Origin of the sequence: Pandoraea sp. PE-S2R-1 (assembly GCF_002179865.1) — a bacterium.
In the GTDB taxonomy this organism is placed as follows: Bacteria; Pseudomonadota; Gammaproteobacteria; order Burkholderiales; family Burkholderiaceae; genus Pandoraea.
On record NZ_NGUR01000017.1, the window covers coordinates 403,136 to 417,871 of the forward strand.

General features: G+C 63.5%; 13 protein-coding genes. 6 read left to right on the forward strand and 7 right to left on the reverse strand.

Features of this window, described 5'->3' with window-relative positions; translation table 11 throughout:
* Positions 1-11: 11 nt before the first annotated feature.
* The 4 genes from hemF to CDV44_RS25785 form a co-directional block, all read right to left on the reverse strand.
* The gene (gene hemF, locus CDV44_RS25770; protein ID WP_087691452.1) at positions 12-959 is read right to left on the reverse strand and encodes an oxygen-dependent coproporphyrinogen oxidase; all 948 of its coding nucleotides are present in this window, start codon (positions 957-959) and stop codon (positions 12-14) included.
* A 169-nt stretch (positions 960-1,128) separates the two neighbouring features.
* The gene (locus CDV44_RS25775; RefSeq protein WP_249277717.1) at positions 1,129-2,028 is read right to left on the reverse strand and encodes a mechanosensitive ion channel family protein; all 900 of its coding nucleotides are present in this window, start codon (positions 2,026-2,028) and stop codon (positions 1,129-1,131) included.
* Positions 2,029-2,368: 340 nt separating this feature from the next.
* A complete protein-coding gene (gene purD / locus CDV44_RS25780; RefSeq protein ID WP_087691453.1) occupies positions 2,369-3,655 on the reverse strand; it encodes a phosphoribosylamine--glycine ligase in 1,287 nt (428 codons plus the stop codon).
* 6 nt (positions 3,656-3,661) lie between these two features.
* Entirely contained in the window at positions 3,662-4,387 is a 726-nt protein-coding gene (locus CDV44_RS25785; RefSeq protein WP_058375716.1) for a YebC/PmpR family DNA-binding transcriptional regulator, read from the reverse strand.
* Between the two features lie 437 nt (positions 4,388-4,824).
* On the opposite strand from CDV44_RS25785, the gene CDV44_RS25790 reads away from it, so the two are divergent.
* A complete protein-coding gene (locus CDV44_RS25790) occupies positions 4,825-6,306 on the forward strand; it encodes a helicase HerA-like domain-containing protein (RefSeq protein ID WP_249277736.1) in 1,482 nt (493 codons plus the stop codon).
* Between the two features lie 129 nt (positions 6,307-6,435).
* Entirely contained in the window at positions 6,436-7,353 is a 918-nt protein-coding gene (locus CDV44_RS25795) for a DMT family transporter (RefSeq protein ID WP_058375714.1), read from the forward strand.
* Between the two features lie 15 nt (positions 7,354-7,368).
* Here CDV44_RS25795 and upp read toward each other — a convergent pair whose 3' ends face one another.
* Positions 7,369-8,019 carry a uracil phosphoribosyltransferase gene (upp, locus tag CDV44_RS25800; RefSeq protein WP_058375713.1) on the reverse strand — a complete coding sequence of 217 codons (651 nt, stop codon included), beginning with the start codon at positions 8,017-8,019 and terminating at the stop codon, positions 7,369-7,371.
* A gap of 212 nt (positions 8,020-8,231) precedes the next feature.
* Here upp and CDV44_RS25805 point away from each other — a divergent pair, with 212 nt between their 5' ends.
* From CDV44_RS25805 to CDV44_RS25815, 3 genes are all read left to right on the forward strand, one after another.
* On the forward strand, positions 8,232-9,011 hold the full coding sequence (locus CDV44_RS25805; RefSeq protein WP_087691455.1) for an SDR family oxidoreductase: 780 nt from the start codon (positions 8,232-8,234) through the stop codon (positions 9,009-9,011).
* Between the two features lie 15 nt (positions 9,012-9,026).
* The gene (locus CDV44_RS25810) at positions 9,027-9,458 is read left to right on the forward strand and encodes a methylglyoxal synthase (protein WP_087691456.1); all 432 of its coding nucleotides are present in this window, start codon (positions 9,027-9,029) and stop codon (positions 9,456-9,458) included.
* A 65-nt stretch (positions 9,459-9,523) separates the two neighbouring features.
* Positions 9,524-10,498: a quinone oxidoreductase gene (locus CDV44_RS25815; RefSeq protein WP_087691457.1), complete on the forward strand. Its 975-nt coding sequence runs from the start codon at positions 9,524-9,526 to the stop codon at positions 10,496-10,498.
* Positions 10,499-10,585: 87 nt separating this feature from the next.
* Here CDV44_RS25815 and CDV44_RS25820 read toward each other — a convergent pair whose 3' ends face one another.
* Positions 10,586-10,867 carry a YkvA family protein gene (locus tag CDV44_RS25820; protein WP_058375709.1) on the reverse strand — a complete coding sequence of 94 codons (282 nt, stop codon included), beginning with the start codon at positions 10,865-10,867 and terminating at the stop codon, positions 10,586-10,588.
* Between the two features lie 337 nt (positions 10,868-11,204).
* Between CDV44_RS25820 and CDV44_RS25825 the strand changes: the two genes are divergently transcribed.
* Positions 11,205-12,728, forward strand: a complete 1,524-nt coding sequence (locus tag CDV44_RS25825) for a gamma-glutamyl-gamma-aminobutyrate hydrolase family protein (protein WP_249277718.1) — start codon at positions 11,205-11,207, stop codon at positions 12,726-12,728.
* A 117-nt stretch (positions 12,729-12,845) separates the two neighbouring features.
* On the opposite strand, the gene CDV44_RS25830 is transcribed toward CDV44_RS25825, so the two are convergent.
* The gene (locus tag CDV44_RS25830; protein WP_058375708.1) at positions 12,846-14,009 is read right to left on the reverse strand and encodes a porin; all 1,164 of its coding nucleotides are present in this window, start codon (positions 14,007-14,009) and stop codon (positions 12,846-12,848) included.
* Positions 14,010-14,736: the final 727 nt, after the last annotated feature.

The following is a 14,736-nucleotide window of genomic DNA, read 5'->3' on the forward strand; positions in this document are numbered from 1 at the left end:
GTGGGTCGCCTTCACACCCACTCGCGGCGCACGAGGAAATCGGTATAGAGCTTGGCTTCCGGGGTGTCCGGCTCCGGCTTCCAGTCGTAGTGCCACTTCACGATCGGCGGCATCGACATCAGGATCGACTCGGTACGGCCGCCCGATTGCAGGCCGAAATGCGTGCCACGGTCCCAGACCAGATTGAATTCGACGTAGCGGCCACGGCGATGCGCCTGAAAATCGCGCTCGCGCTCGCCGTACGGCATGCCGCGGCGGCGTTCCACGATCGGCACATAGGCGTCGAGGAAGGCGTCGCCCACGCTTTGCATGACCGCAAAGCCGGTCTCGAAGCCGCCGCCCGAGAAATCGTCGAAGAAGATACCGCCGATGCCGCGCGGCTCTTGCCGGTGCTTCAGATAGAAGTACTCGTCGCACCAGGTCTTGAAACGCGGGTACCAATCGGTGCCGAACGGATCGAGGGCGTCCTTGCAGGTCTGGTGGAAATGCCGGCAGTCGTCTTCGAATGCGTAATAAGGCGTGAGGTCCATGCCGCCGCCGAACCAGAACGCGGGGGCTTCGCCGGGGGCGGTCGCGATCAGGATGCGCACGTTGAAGTGCACGGTCGGGCAGTACGGATTACGGGGATGCAGAACGAGCGAGACGCCAAGGGCTTCGAAACCGCGTCCGGCCAATTCGGGGCGCGAGGCGCTGGCCGAGCCGGGGAGCTTGTCGCCCACCACGTGGGAGAAGTTCACGCCGCCGCGCTCGAAGAAATCACCGTCGTCGAGCACCCGGGTGCGGCCGTCGCCACGCAGCGCGCCGTCGGCCGGGCGCTGCCAGTCGTCGGCGAGAAAGCGCTTGCCGTCGAGCCGTTCCAGCGTTTCGACAATACGGTCTTGCAGACCGAGCAGATAAGTTCGCACTGCGCCGGTGTCCGGCATCTGTGCGGCGTCTTTCGCCGTCGTGCTCGCGGTCATCCTTCTACGTCCCGTTTTGGTAATAGACGGATTGTACCGGCTGGCGGGCGTTCAGGGGCGTCAGGCGGGGCGCCGGGGCGGCGTTTATGCCGCCCGGATGACCCGTATCAAGGTGTTGAGGTGACTTTCGGGACGTTCGCGAAGGCCGTCCCGATGTTGAATGCGCAGTTCAGGGCGCCGGAGCGTTCGGGCGCGAGCCCGCCGGCGCGGCATTGCCCGTGCCGATGATCGGTGCGTTCGCGCTGGCGTTGCCGCCGCCCACATCCGCCGGTGGCGGCATGAGGATCTGACGCGGCGCGGGTACCGGCCAGTGCGCCGTACCGCCGACTTCGGCAATCGCCCGGTTGGTGTCGAAATACACCTGCCAGTAGTCGCGGTTGTGGCAGTACGGCCGCACCGCGAGCACCGGCCCGGCCGGATTGAACTCCAGAATGGCGACGTCCACGGCGGGCGCACTCATCACGTTCGGAATCTGGGCGATACGCGCCTTGAGACGCGCCACGGCGTCCTGCACGTCGACCGTATGGGCCAACTGCGCGCTCAGATCGACGCGCCGGAACGCGTTGGCGTCGTAGACCGTGATGTTGTCGCTGAACACCTTCGTGTTGCCCACATAGACGCGCAGGTTGTCTGCCGTGGTCATCGTCGTGACGAACAGGCCGATCTCGTCGACCACGCCGGTCACGCCGCCGGCGCTGATCATGTCGCCCGTCTTGAACGGGCGCAGCACGATCAGGAAGATGCCCGAGGCAAAGTTCGACAGCAGCCCGGACCAGGCCGCGCCGATGGCGATGCCGGCAGCGGCAAGCAGCGCCGCGAACGACGTGGTCTCGATACCGCAGACGCTCAGGATGGTGATGACCAAGGCGATGCGCAAGGCAATGCGCAACGACGATTCGGAGTAACGGACGAGAGTGGGATCGATGGCCCGGCGGGTCATCGCGGCCCGCACGAGGCGGGCGACCAGATTGATGACGATGCCGCCGATGATCCAGATGACGACTGCCATCAGGATCTTCAGTCCGAATGGCACCAGATAATCGTTGACCAGCTTGTTGAGGTCGAACATACGCGTCTCCGTCGAGCGAGGGATCTGTCGGGAAAACTGCTGGGTTCCGCCGAGGCTGGCCGGAGGGGGGTGACCGAGGGCGTTTGCCACGCATTCCATCGTGGAACTACGCAGGTTGCGCCGCTGCCAGCGTGCCAATTTGCGTTTCGCTTGTCAATCTTGCCGATGGGATAACGAAATGATGCCGATGTGATGCCGATGTGGCGAACGCGTCACGTTCCAACAATGTCGCGCCTGAAATGACAACGGCCCGGACGACTTGTGGCCGTCCGGGCCGTGGGGCATCAACTTGCCGGTGCCTCAGTGCGGTGCCTCAGTGCGGCACCTCAATACAACGCAATCAGGCCGTGCCTTCCGGCTTGCGCGCGAGGGCGCGGTTGCCGATGTCGTGGCGATACTGCATGCCGTCGAAGCTGATCTGGTTGACCATCTGATACGCCACGCTTTGCGCGCCGCGCACCGTGTCCGACAAGCCGACCACGCACAGCACGCGTCCGCCGGTGACCGACAGCACGTCGTTCTCCAACTGCGTACCGGCATGGAATGTCACGCAATCGCTGGTCTCGGCGGGAATCTCCGAGATGCGGTCGGCCTTGCGCGGGTTATCCGGGTAGCCGTAAGCGGCGAGCACCACGCCCAGCGCATAGCGGCGGTCCCAGTCGAGTTCGACCTTATCGAGCGTGCCGGCAATCGCGTGCTCGACCACCACCGAGAAGTCGCCCTTCAGGCGCGCCATGATCGGCTGCGTCTCGGGGTCGCCCATGCGGCAGTTGAATTCGAGCGTCTTGATATTGCCTTGCGGGTCGATCATCAGGCCGGCGTAAAGGAAGCCCGTGTAGCGGATGCCATCAGTTTCCATACCGCGCACGGTCGGCAGAATGATCTCGCGCATCACGCGAGCGTGAATTTGCGGCGTGACGATCGGCGCGGGCGAGTAGGCACCCATGCCGCCCGTGTTCGGGCCCTGATCGTTGTCGAGCAGACGCTTGTGATCCTGCGACGTGGCGAGCGGCAGCACGTTCTTGCCGTCGACCATGACGATGAAGCTGGCTTCTTCGCCTTGCAGGAATTCCTCGATGACCACGCGCGCACCGGCGTCGCCGAGCTTGTTGTCCGCGAGCATCGCGTCCACGGCGTTGTGCGCTTCTTCCAGCGACATCGCCACGACCACGCCCTTGCCGGCGGCCAGACCATCGGCCTTGATCACGATCGGCGCACCCTTGGCGTCGATGTAAGCGTGGGCCTTGGCCGCGTCGGAAAACGTTTCGTAATCGGCGGTCGGAATGCCGTGGCGCTTCATGAACGCCTTGGCGAAGTCCTTCGACGATTCGAGCTGCGCCGCTTCACGCGTCGGGCCGAACACCTTCAGGCCACGGGCACGGAAGATATTGACGATACCGGCGGCGAGCGGTGCTTCGGGGCCGACCACGGTGAGGGCGATGCCTTCACGAATGGCGAACTCGGCGAGCACGTTCGGATCGCTGATCGGGACATTGCGCAGGCGCTCGTCGAGCGCCGTGCCGCCGTTGCCCGGGGCGACGTAGACCAGTTGGATGCGCGACGATTGCGCGAGCTTCCACGCCAGGGCGTGTTCACGGCCACCCGAGCCGACAACCAGAATCTTCATGCTTGTTTATTCCTCGATGACGGCGTTGGTAAAGACTTCCTGCACGTCGTCGAGGTTTTCGAGCGCGTCGAGCAGCTTTTGCATCTTCAGGGCGTCTTCGCCGGTGAAGACCACTTCGGTTTGCGGCTTCATCGTGACTTCCGCGACTTCGGCCTTCAGGCCGGCGGCTTCGAGCTTGGTCTTGACCGTCTGGAAGTCGTTGGCCGGGCAGATCACTTCGAAGCTGCCGTCGTCGTTGCTGATGACGTCGTCGGCACCCGCATCGAGGGCGACTTCCATCAGCTTGTCTTCCGGCGTTTCCGGCGAGAACAGGAACTGGCCGCAATGCGTGAACAGGAAGGCCACCGAGCCGTCGGTGCCCATGTTGCCGCCGAACTTCGAGAAGGCGTGACGCACTTCCGCAACGGTACGCACGCGGTTGTCCGTCATGGTGTCGACGATCACGGCCGCGCCGTTGATGCCGTAGCCTTCGTAGCGAATTTCTTCGTAGTTGGCGCCGTCCAGACCGCCCACGCCGCGATCGATCGCGCGTTTGACGTTGTCCTTGGGCATGTTCGCGTCGGCAGCCTTTTCCACGGCCAGACGCAGGCGCGGGTTGCTGTCGGCGTCACCGCCGCCCAGACGCGCTGCCACGGTGATTTCCTTGATCAGGCGTGTCCAGACTTTACCGCGCTTGGCATCTGCCGCAGCCTTCTTGTGTTTGATGTTGGCCCATTTGCTATGACCCGCCATGAAATTCTCCGTCGTGCCGCAGTGCGGCTGAATATGCCGCTGGTCCGCGCAATGCCGCGCGGCCAGCCTTTGAAACGGGAGCGCCCGCCACCGAAGGGCAGCGGGCGCTTGACAGGCATGGCCCTCGGCCTGCGAGGCCCGGGCGGCAACCTGCCGCTATAATCGGAGGCAATTTTATCATGCCGCCGCACCGTGCCACGGGTGTTTGCTGCGCCGTGTCACGACCCGCACCGTGTCTACTGCCGAGGTCGCTCATGCCCAAGAAGCCCGCGCCGTCGCAAGCGTCGCCGTCCCCCGCATCTGCTTCAAGCGCTACTTCCCGCTCTGCATCTCCCGTTGAATCCGCCTCATCCTCCGGCGCTGCCGGTACGCATGAAACCGGGGCACCGCTCGTCATCGCCCGCAACGACCAGCACCTGCTCGGCCTGCTGCCCGCCATGGGCAACCGCCACGGCCTGATCACCGGCGCGACCGGCACGGGCAAGACCGTCACGCTGCAAGTCATGGCACAGGCGTTCTCCGATATCGGCGTGCCCGTGTTTCTCGCCGACGTGAAGGGCGATCTCACTGGCATCACCCAACCGGGTGCAGAGACTCCCAAGCTCAAGGAACGCATCGCCAATCTGGGCTTCGATACCCCCGACTGGCACGGCAGCCCCGCCATGCTCTGGGATGTGTTCGGCGAGCAGGGCCATCCGGTGCGCGCCACCGTCTCCGATCTCGGCCCGTTGCTGCTCGCACGCCTGTTGGGCCTGAACGAGACGCAGACCGGCGTGCTCAACCTCGTCTTCAAGATTGCCGACGACAACGGTCTGTTGTTGCTCGACAGCAAAGACCTGCGCGCGATGCTCCAGCACGTGGGCGAGAACGCGTCGAGCTTCACCACGCAGTACGGCAATATCTCGGCCGCGTCGGTCGGGGCCATCCAACGCGGGTTGCTCGCGCTGGAGCAGCAGGGCGCAGACAAGTTCTTCGGCGAGCCGATGCTCAACATCGACGACTTCATGCAGACCGATGCGCAAGGGCGCGGCATCGTCAACATTCTCGCCGCCGACAAACTGCTCACCGCGCCGCGCATCTACGGCACGTTCCTGTTGTGGCTGCTGGCCGAACTGTTCGAGCGCCTGCCCGAAGTGGGCGACCCTGATAAGCCGAAGCTCGTGTTCTTCTTCGACGAGGCGCATCTGCTGTTCAACGAGGCCCCGAAGGCGTTGCTGGAGCGCATCGAGCAGATGGTTCGCCTGATTCGTTCGAAGGGCGTCGGCGTGTACTTCGTCACGCAGAATCCGGTGGACGTGCCCGATACCGTGCTCGGACAGTTGGGCAATCGCGTGCAGCATGCGTTGCGCGCCTATTCGCCGCGCGACCAGAAGGCCGTGAAGGTGGCTGCGCAGACGATGCGGGCGAACCCGTCACTCGATATCGAGAAGGTCATTGGCGAACTGGGCGTGGGCGAGGCCTTGGTGTCGCTGCTCGATGAAAAGGGACGCCCGACCGTGACGGAGCGTGCGTATATCGCGCCGCCGGCCTCGCGCATCGGGCCGATCACGCCGCAAGAGCGGCAGGCGGTGATGGCGAACTCGCTGGTCGCGGGCGTTTACGAGACGGCGGTCGATCGTGAATCGGCTTATGAAAAGCTCGTGGGCCGGACGGAGAACCGCCAACCGGACACGCCGGGCGGTGCGGCTCCGGCAGGGGGTGAGTCCTCGGGTGGTTTGCTCGACGCGGTGAAGGACTCGCTTGGCGGTCTTCTCGGCGGCGGCAGTGGCAGCACTGGCGGCGCGCGCGGTTCGAGCCGCAAGGACACGCCGATCGACGCCATGGTCAAGAGCACGGCCCGCACGATCGGCAGTCAGTTGGGACGCGAAATCGTACGTGGCGTACTCGGCAGCATCTTCGGCGGCAATCGTCGTAGGTAGTCGTCGCCGGTAGTCGTTACCGGCAGTCGCCGGTCGCCACCGGTATGCATCGTTGATAGCAATCCGGCCACTCGCGGGTGGTCCGCATCACCCTTACAACAATAACAATGAAGGAGTCTGCGCTTCCCGATGTCTCTGAAAACGTCGCTTGACCCGGTGCGTACCGGTGTTGCCCACGATCCGCTGTGGCTGCGTGCCGCGCCGCTGATCTTCCTGTTCCTGTGGTCGGTCGGCTTCACGGTCGCCAAGATCGGCCTCGCGTACGCCGATCCGCTCACGTTCCTCGCGCTGCGCTACGGCCTCGTGCTGGTGTTGCTCGCGCCGCTGGCCATCGTGATGCGGCCGCCCTTGCCGAAGACTGCGGCGGCATGGGGGCATCTCATCGTCATCGGCCTGCTGATTCAGGCGTTGTATTTCAGCATGACGTATCTCGCGTTGCGCATTGGCGTCTCGGCGGGCAGCGTGGCGCTGATTACGTCGCTGCAACCGATTCTCGTGGCACTGGCGGTGCCGCATCTGGTCGGCGAGCGTGTGAGCGGGATGAACTGGATCGGTCTGGGGCTCGGACTGGCCGGGGCGGCGCTGGTGATCGTGGCGCGCTCGGCAGTGGAGGCGACGTCGGCACTCGGCCTGCTGTTCACCTTCATCGCATTGGGCGCAATTACCTGCGGCACGCTGTATGAAAAGCGCTTCGGTGTCGGGCAGCACCCGATCACGTCCAATCTCGTGCAGTACGCCGTGGGCTTTGCCGCGACGCTGCCGCTGGCATGGTGGCTCGAACCGATGCACGTCTCATGGACGTGGCAACTCAGCCTCTCGCTCGTCTACCTTGTCATCGGCAATTCGATCGTGGCCATCTCGTTGCTGCTGGCGATGATCCGGAGAGGCGAAGCGTCGCGCGTCTCGGCGCTGTTCTTTCTCGTGCCGCCCGCCGCCGCACTGGCCGCGTGGATCATGGTCGGGGAACACATGCCGCCACTCGCGTGGGGCGGGATGGTGCTCGCCGCCATCGGCGTAGCGATGGCGACGCGGCGCAAGGCGCGCTGACGGGGGGAGCCGGCCTTAGTTCTTCGTGCCGAACAGGCGATCACCGGCATCACCCAGACCCGGGATGATGTAAGCGTGGTCGTCCAGACGCTCGTCGAGCGAGGCCACGTACAGCTTCACACCCGGGTGGGCGTCGTGCAGCACCTTCACGCCTTCCGGGGCGGCAACGAGGGCGAGGAAGGCAATGTTCTCTTCCTCGACGCCACGCTTGCGCAGCACATCGACCGCGTGCACGGCCGAGTAGCCGGTGGCGACCATCGGATCGCACAGGATGAAACGGCGGTCGGCCACGTCGGGCAGGCGCACCAGATATTCCACCGGGCGGTGTTGCTCGTCGCGATACACGCCGATATGACCGACGCGTGCCGACGGCACCAGATCGAGCAGGCCGTCGCTCATGCCCACGCCTGCGCGCAGCACCGGCACGATGGCCAGCTTCTTGCCGGCGATGACGGGGGCGTCCATGGTGACCATCGGCGTTTCGATCGACTCGGTCGTGAGCGGCAGGTCGCGGGTGATTTCATAGCCCATGAGCAAGGTGATCTCGCGCAGCAGGCCACGGAACGTGCGCGTCGAGGTTTCCTTGTCGCGCATGTGCGAGAGCTTGTGCTGGATCAGCGGGTGATCGCAGATGAAGAGATTCGGGAAGCGATTGTCTTGTTTCATGGCAGCATTCTGAGGCAGGGCCGGTGTGGCCCGCATGGCCGCGATTTTAGCCGATGCCGGCTACGGCGGTCCGGCTTTCGACACCACGCGCCCGAAATGCGGCCCATCACGCCGCGCGTCAGCGGCTATCTCCCGATTCCCTTAGAATCGCTGCAAGACGGCTCACAGGGCCGTATTTCCACGAATTCTCGACTGACTTGGAAGGCTGAACCATGGATCTGGGAATCAAGGGCCGCACGGCGCTGGTGTGCGGTGCGAGCAAGGGACTGGGGCGCGCTTGCGCACAGGCGCTGGCCGAAGCGGGGGCCGACGTGGTGATCGTCGCGCGCACGGCGGCGGCACTCAATGAAGCCGCGGATGCGATCCGCGCCTCGACGGGCGTGACGGTGACCGCTGTCGCTTGCGACATCACGACGCCGGAAGGCCGTGCACAAGCACTCGCCGCGTGTGCGCAACCCGACATTCTCGTGACCAACGCGGGCGGCCCGCCGCCGGGCGATTTTCGGGAATGGCAGCGCGACGACTGGATTCGCGCGCTCGACGCCAACATGCTCACCCCGATCGAACTGATCAAGGCGACCGTCGACGGCATGATCGCGCGCCGCTTTGGCCGCATCGTGAACATCACGTCGTCGGCCGTGAAGGCACCGATCGACATTCTGGGCCTCTCGAATGGTGCCCGCTCGGGCTTGACGGGTTTTGTGGCTGGGCTGTCGCGCACGACCGTTGCCCACAACGTCACGATCAACAATCTGCTGCCGGGGGCGTTCGATACCGACCGTCTGGCCGGCACGATGAAAGCGTGGGCAGACAAGAGCGGCCAGTCGGTGGACGAAGCCCGTGCCAAGCGGGCCGCCGCGATTCCCGCGCGCCGCTTCGGCCAGCCGGACGAATTCGGCGCGACGTGCGCGTTCCTTTGCAGCTCGCAGGCCGGGTACATTACCGGGCAAAACGTGCTGATCGATGGCGGCGCTTATCCCGGTACTTTCTAGGCAGAGACTTCCCACATGACCGTAACTACCGTCACGAGCGCACCGAAGGTTCGCATCGCCCTCATCGCGCACGACAAGAAGAAAGATGAAATTCTGGCCGTCGCGCGCGATTACGTGGACGTGCTGCGCCAGTGCGACCTCGTCGCCACCGGCACCACGGGCGGGCGCATCGCCACGGAACTGGGCCTCGACGTGGAGCGCAAGCTCTCCGGCCCGCATGGCGGCGATCTGCAAATCGGCGCCCAACTGGCCGAAGGCCGCGTCGACATGGTGCTGTTTCTGCGCGACCCGATGACGCCCCAGCCGCACGAACCCGATATCAATGCGCTCGTGCGCGCCTGCGACGTGCACAACGTGCCGTGCGCAACCAATAGTTCGACGGCTCGCTTGTTGCTGGAGCAGTTGATCATTCGTCTTGCGGCCCAGCCGAAAGCGCTGGCGACCTGATCGTCACGCGCTCGGCAGGCAACCGATATCCCCAGAACAAACCCCCGAATAATCAAGGAGCGAGGATGACAAAAGCGATCCGCATCGAAACGAATGGCGGTCCGGAAGTGATGCAGTACGTGGACGTGCAAGTCGGCGAGCCGGGCCCGGGTGAGGCGCGCGTGCGTCACAACGCGGTCGGGTTGAACTACATCGACGTGTATTTCCGTACCGGTCTGTATCCGCAGCCGCTGCCCGCCGGGCTTGGCATGGAAGCCTCGGGCGTCGTCGAAGCCGTGGGCGAAGGCGTCACGCATGTGAAGCCGGGCGACCGTGTGGCGTACGCCAGCCGCCCGTGCGGTGCTTACTCGCAGGCGCGTGTGATGCCCGCCGCACCGCTGGTGCGTCTGCCCGACGCGATCACCGACGACCAGGCCGCCGCCATGATGCTGCAAGGCATGACGGCGCAATACCTGCTGCGTCGCACGTATCCGGTGAAAGCGGGCGACACGATCCTGATTCATGCAGCCGCCGGCGGCGTGGGGCTGATTGTGTGCCAATGGGCCAAGGCACTCGGCGCGACGGTCATCGGGACGGTCGGTTCCGACGAGAAAGCCGCGCTGGTGCGTCAGCACGGCTGCGATCACCCGATCGTCTACACGCGCGAGAACTTTGTCGAGCGCGTGAAGGACATCACGGGTGGCGAAGGCGTGCCCGTGGTGTACGACTCGATCGGCAAAGACACCTTCATCGGTTCGCTCGACTGCCTGCGTCCGCTTGGCACGATGGTGAACTTCGGTAATGCCTCGGGCCCGGTGACGCAGATCAACACGGCCGATCTGGTCTCGCGCGGCTCGCTGTTCTTCACGCGTCCGACCTTGTTCAACTACACGGCCAAGCGTGCGGATCTGGAAGCGACGGCCAACGAGTTGTTCGATGTGGTGGCCAAGGGCACCGTGAAGATCGAAGTCAACCAGCGTTATGCGCTGGCTGACGTCGCTCAGGCGCATCGTGATCTCGAAGCGCGCAAGACGACGGGCTCGACGCTGCTGATGCCGTAATCGGGGCCTCCGGCCTTCGTGCAGAAAAGAAAAGGGACGCCGGTGGCGTCCCTTTTTCGTTGGCGCTGGTGTCGCCGCAGCGACCCTTCAGGCGCGTTGCGTGAAGATATGCGCGCGGGCGTCCTCGCGCACGTCGACGGGCAGGCGCCCGACCAGCCAGTGCACCACCATGCCGATGATCACCACGTCGTCGAGCAGGCCAAAAACCGGTACAAAGTCGGGAATCAGGTCGAACGGGCTGAGCAGATAGACGACCAGTGCCGCCACGGCGGGCAGCAGCCAGCGCGGGCGGCGCGGGTCACGCACCGCGTGCCAAAGAATACGGAAATCGTGGCGCGCCACTTGCCACAGACGCAGAAAACGTTTCACTTGCGGACTCCCAAAACAAACGTCAAGACCGTGTGGTTATGCAGAAATGCGTGCTTAACCGACGCAAATGTCGAAAACGTCGTATAACATCGTTCAAAGTATTGAGAATGATACGCGTAAGTGATGTTTCTTGCCGATAGGCATGGGCACGCACTACGCGTTACAAAAGACTTCGACATCGCTGCATCGCTACGGTTTCATCTTGCGGTAGTGACTGCCGGGCAAGTGAGGAAACGGCAGCTTTCGCGATTGCGGCGTAACAGGGGCGGCGGGATAATTTGCCAATCGCCGTGGTCTACCCCTTTTTCCCCTCCTAGCGGACGCATCCAACGCCACTATGACCGACGCTCAAGATCCGAAATCGCCGCAACAGCCCCCCAAGCCCGAGCTCGACGCGAACAAGAGCGCAGCCAAACCAGCAACACCCGCCACCCCGGAAACCTCGTCGAGCGCCTCGACCCAGTCGACCGACTACGTCGAAGGTGCGACACCGGCCGCGCCGCGCGCGACCGGAAAACCGGTGGGCGGCACGGCAGAAGGTTCTGCCGACATGCCACCCAACCCCGACACGCTGACCCGTCCAGTGCATCAGGCAGAACCGGGCGCCTCGGCCGACGCTCGGGCCGAACAGCCGCCGCCGGCCACGACAGCTAGCGCGGCAACAACACCTTCAGCAACGCCGACTACGCCGCCGACAACCTCTGCGGCGCCTGCCGCCAGCCAGCCGCCGATTGCTGAAGTTGCGTCCGATCGCAATCCCATTGGTGCTCCGGTTGCCGCGTCGCGCGAAGACGTCAAGGCCGCCGGTGTGGGCAGCGCTGGCGGGACCATCGGTACCGGCACTGGTGCGACGTCTGCCTCGTCGGGCGGTGCGGGTGCCTCAGGTGGCTCAGGCGGCTCAGGCGGCGGAGAACCGCCCCATCAACCCGCGTTCGGCGGGAGCGCGCCGCGTCCCGGCAGCCCTGCATCGATGGGCGGTGCGCCGTCTTACCTGCAAGCGGGCGATTCGCCGTGGTCGGTCTTGCGACGCATCATGGGCGCACGTTTTCGCGCGTGGTACGACCGCGCCGGTCAGCGCATCACGCAGCGCACGCTAAAGATCGGCATCTCCGCGCGAATCTTCCATCCGGAGCCCGGCAACAAGGGGTTGCGCAGCAAAACGCTGCAATACCTTGAAGAATCGATCGCGCACTGGGTGATGTCGCGCGACGTGCTGGTGTTCATGATTCCGACGGTGGATACGCAAGGCCAGCTTCACCCGAGCCACATCCGCCTGCACGATTACGCGAAGCATCTCGACGGTCTGGTGTTGCAGGGCGGGGCGGACGTTGCGCCGCTCACGTATTCGGAAGTTGCCACGCGTCACGAATGGCAGGGCGACCGCATGCGCGACATGTACGAACTGGAACTGCTGCACGAGTTTGTCGAGCAGGGCAAGCCGATTCTCGGCGTCTGCCGTGGCTGTCAGCTGATCAACGTGGCCTTCGGCGGCACCTTGCATCAGGACATCGCCACCGATCTGCCGGAAGCGATTCCTCACGTGACGGAAACGTACGAGCACAATCGCCACACGCTGACCTTCCCCGAAGGCTCGTCGCTCGCGCAAATGCTCGGCCCGGTCGATGTGCCCATCGTGAATTCGATTCACCACCAGTCGGTCAAGACGCTGGGGCGCGATCTGAGTGTGGAGGCGATGTGTGCGGAAGATGGCGTGGTGGAAGCCATTCGCTATCGCAAGGCGCCGTTCGTGATGGGTCTGCAATGGCATCCGGAGTTTCACCGTGCGGGTGGCCCGGAGTTTCTGGATTGCACGCCGGTGCTCGATAACTTCCTGCGTGCCGCGCGCGAGACGCGCTTCTGATGCATTTCGAATGCACTGAATCCCCATCAGTGCCGCAATAGAAAAAGGGCAGCCGAGGCTGCCCTTTCTCATGTCGAGAGCGCTGCGATACTGCCGGCAGCGCTCCGTCCGCGTCGATTAGAAGCGGTGACGGATGCCCGTGCCCACAACAGTTTGCGAGCTGGTCGACGACATACCGCCGGCAGCGCCGACACCAGCTTGCAAGCCCGTGCCTTCGTTGTCGGAGATGTGTTGGTACGAACCGGTCAGGTACACGTCGGTGCGCTTCGACAGACGGTAGTCAGCTTGCAGCGTAACGGTGTGGAACTTCGGCTTCTGATCCGTCGAATCTTGCTTGGCCATCGTGTACGTGTACGCGGCCGACAGCGAGACTGCCGGGGTCAGCATGTAGCGACCGTTGATTTCGAAGTTGTCGAACTTCAGACCGTCGTTGTTGAACGACACAGCCGTGCTGTTGTAGTTCAGGCCCGACAGACCTTGCAGTTGCGTGTGGGTGTACACCAGGCCGACCGTAGCCGGGCCGAAGGCGTAGTTACCACCGATACCCCAGACGCGTTGCTTCTGCGACTGGAACACCGAGTCACCGCCGTTCGACGTGTCGACAGCGCCCGAACCGTTGTTGTTACCCGGATTGCCTTGGCGTTCCAAGTAAGCAGCAGCCACCGTCAGCGGGCCGTTTGCGTAGTTCACGCCGGCGCTGAATGCACGGTTGTTGGCGAAGTCACCAGCCTTGTTCGAGAAGCCATACAGGCCGCCGAACGTCAGGCCGTTGTAGTTGGCGCTCGAGTACTTGACCGAGTTGTTCACACGGAACGAGTTGTTCGTGTTGTCGTTATCGTACGGGTGCGAAGCGATCGTGCCGCCGAACGACGAACCGTTCAGGGTCAGCGGTGCCAGGTAGTCAACCAGCGAGTCGTATTGACGACCGATCGTCACGGCGCCGAACTTGTCGTTCTGCAGGCCGACGAAGGCTTGACGGCCGAACATGCGGCCGTTTTGGCCCGACTGACCGTTGTTGATCGAGAAACCGTTTTCCAACACGAAGATGGCCTTGTTACCGCCACCCAGGTCTTCCGAGCCCTTCAGGCCCCAACGGCTGCCGTTGATCAGGCCGCTCGTTGCGCGGAAGTTCTTCGAACCCGAAGCCGCCGACGTGGTGGAGTTGCTCGTGTAAGCAACGCCAGCATCGATCAAGCCGTACAGCGTGACGCTGCTTTGAGCATGCGCGGCGGTCGCCGAGAACGCGCCGACAACGGCTGCGGCAAGAAGAGTTTTTTTCATGGTTTAAGCTCCAGTAACGTGACACGAATCGCAGAATTCGCGTGAAAACAGAACGCGGCGAAACAGAACATGTCGAGGTGACGGTTTGTCATTCGCGGACCCGATCAGGTATCGGCACTGTTCTGCTGACAGGGGGCAGTGTATGAGTGGGCATCACTCCCGCCTATTTCAGAATCCGCAAGAATCTATTTCACTTCTGAAAAGAATCACGTCGATGCGTCCTAAAGCGTTGTGTGGCAAGGGATTGGCTTGATTAAGCCTAGGCGAGAAATGGCAATGCAAGCGGTGTGTGTTGCGCTCGGGACACAGTGTTGTGGGGTTGATGAGGCGGCTGTGAAGCGTTACCAGCACTGGATTTGCGCGCGACACGCGTGATTTGAATTGGTTCCCGCGCTGCGAATTCATGCCGAAGTGCCGGCTTGCGCGAGTGGTGCATGACACTGAAATCGAACGCAGTGACGTAACCAATACTGTCGTGATGTCGTTCAGCGATTCGCGATGTTCAGTCGGTCGCGATCAGACAGTCGAGCGTGTCGCGTGGCGGAAAAATCGGTGGCAAATTTGTTCGCCGATGGGTTCACGACAGCGCGCTGTCATTCTCGTGTCATCGATGCACGCAAGTACGACAAATCGAGCGCGTGTGATGCGACAATTCCTAGATGCATGTGAGCGCGGTTTCGCACGTCGTCAAAAAAGCCCTTTGTTTATGGGGTTTTACAGACTATTG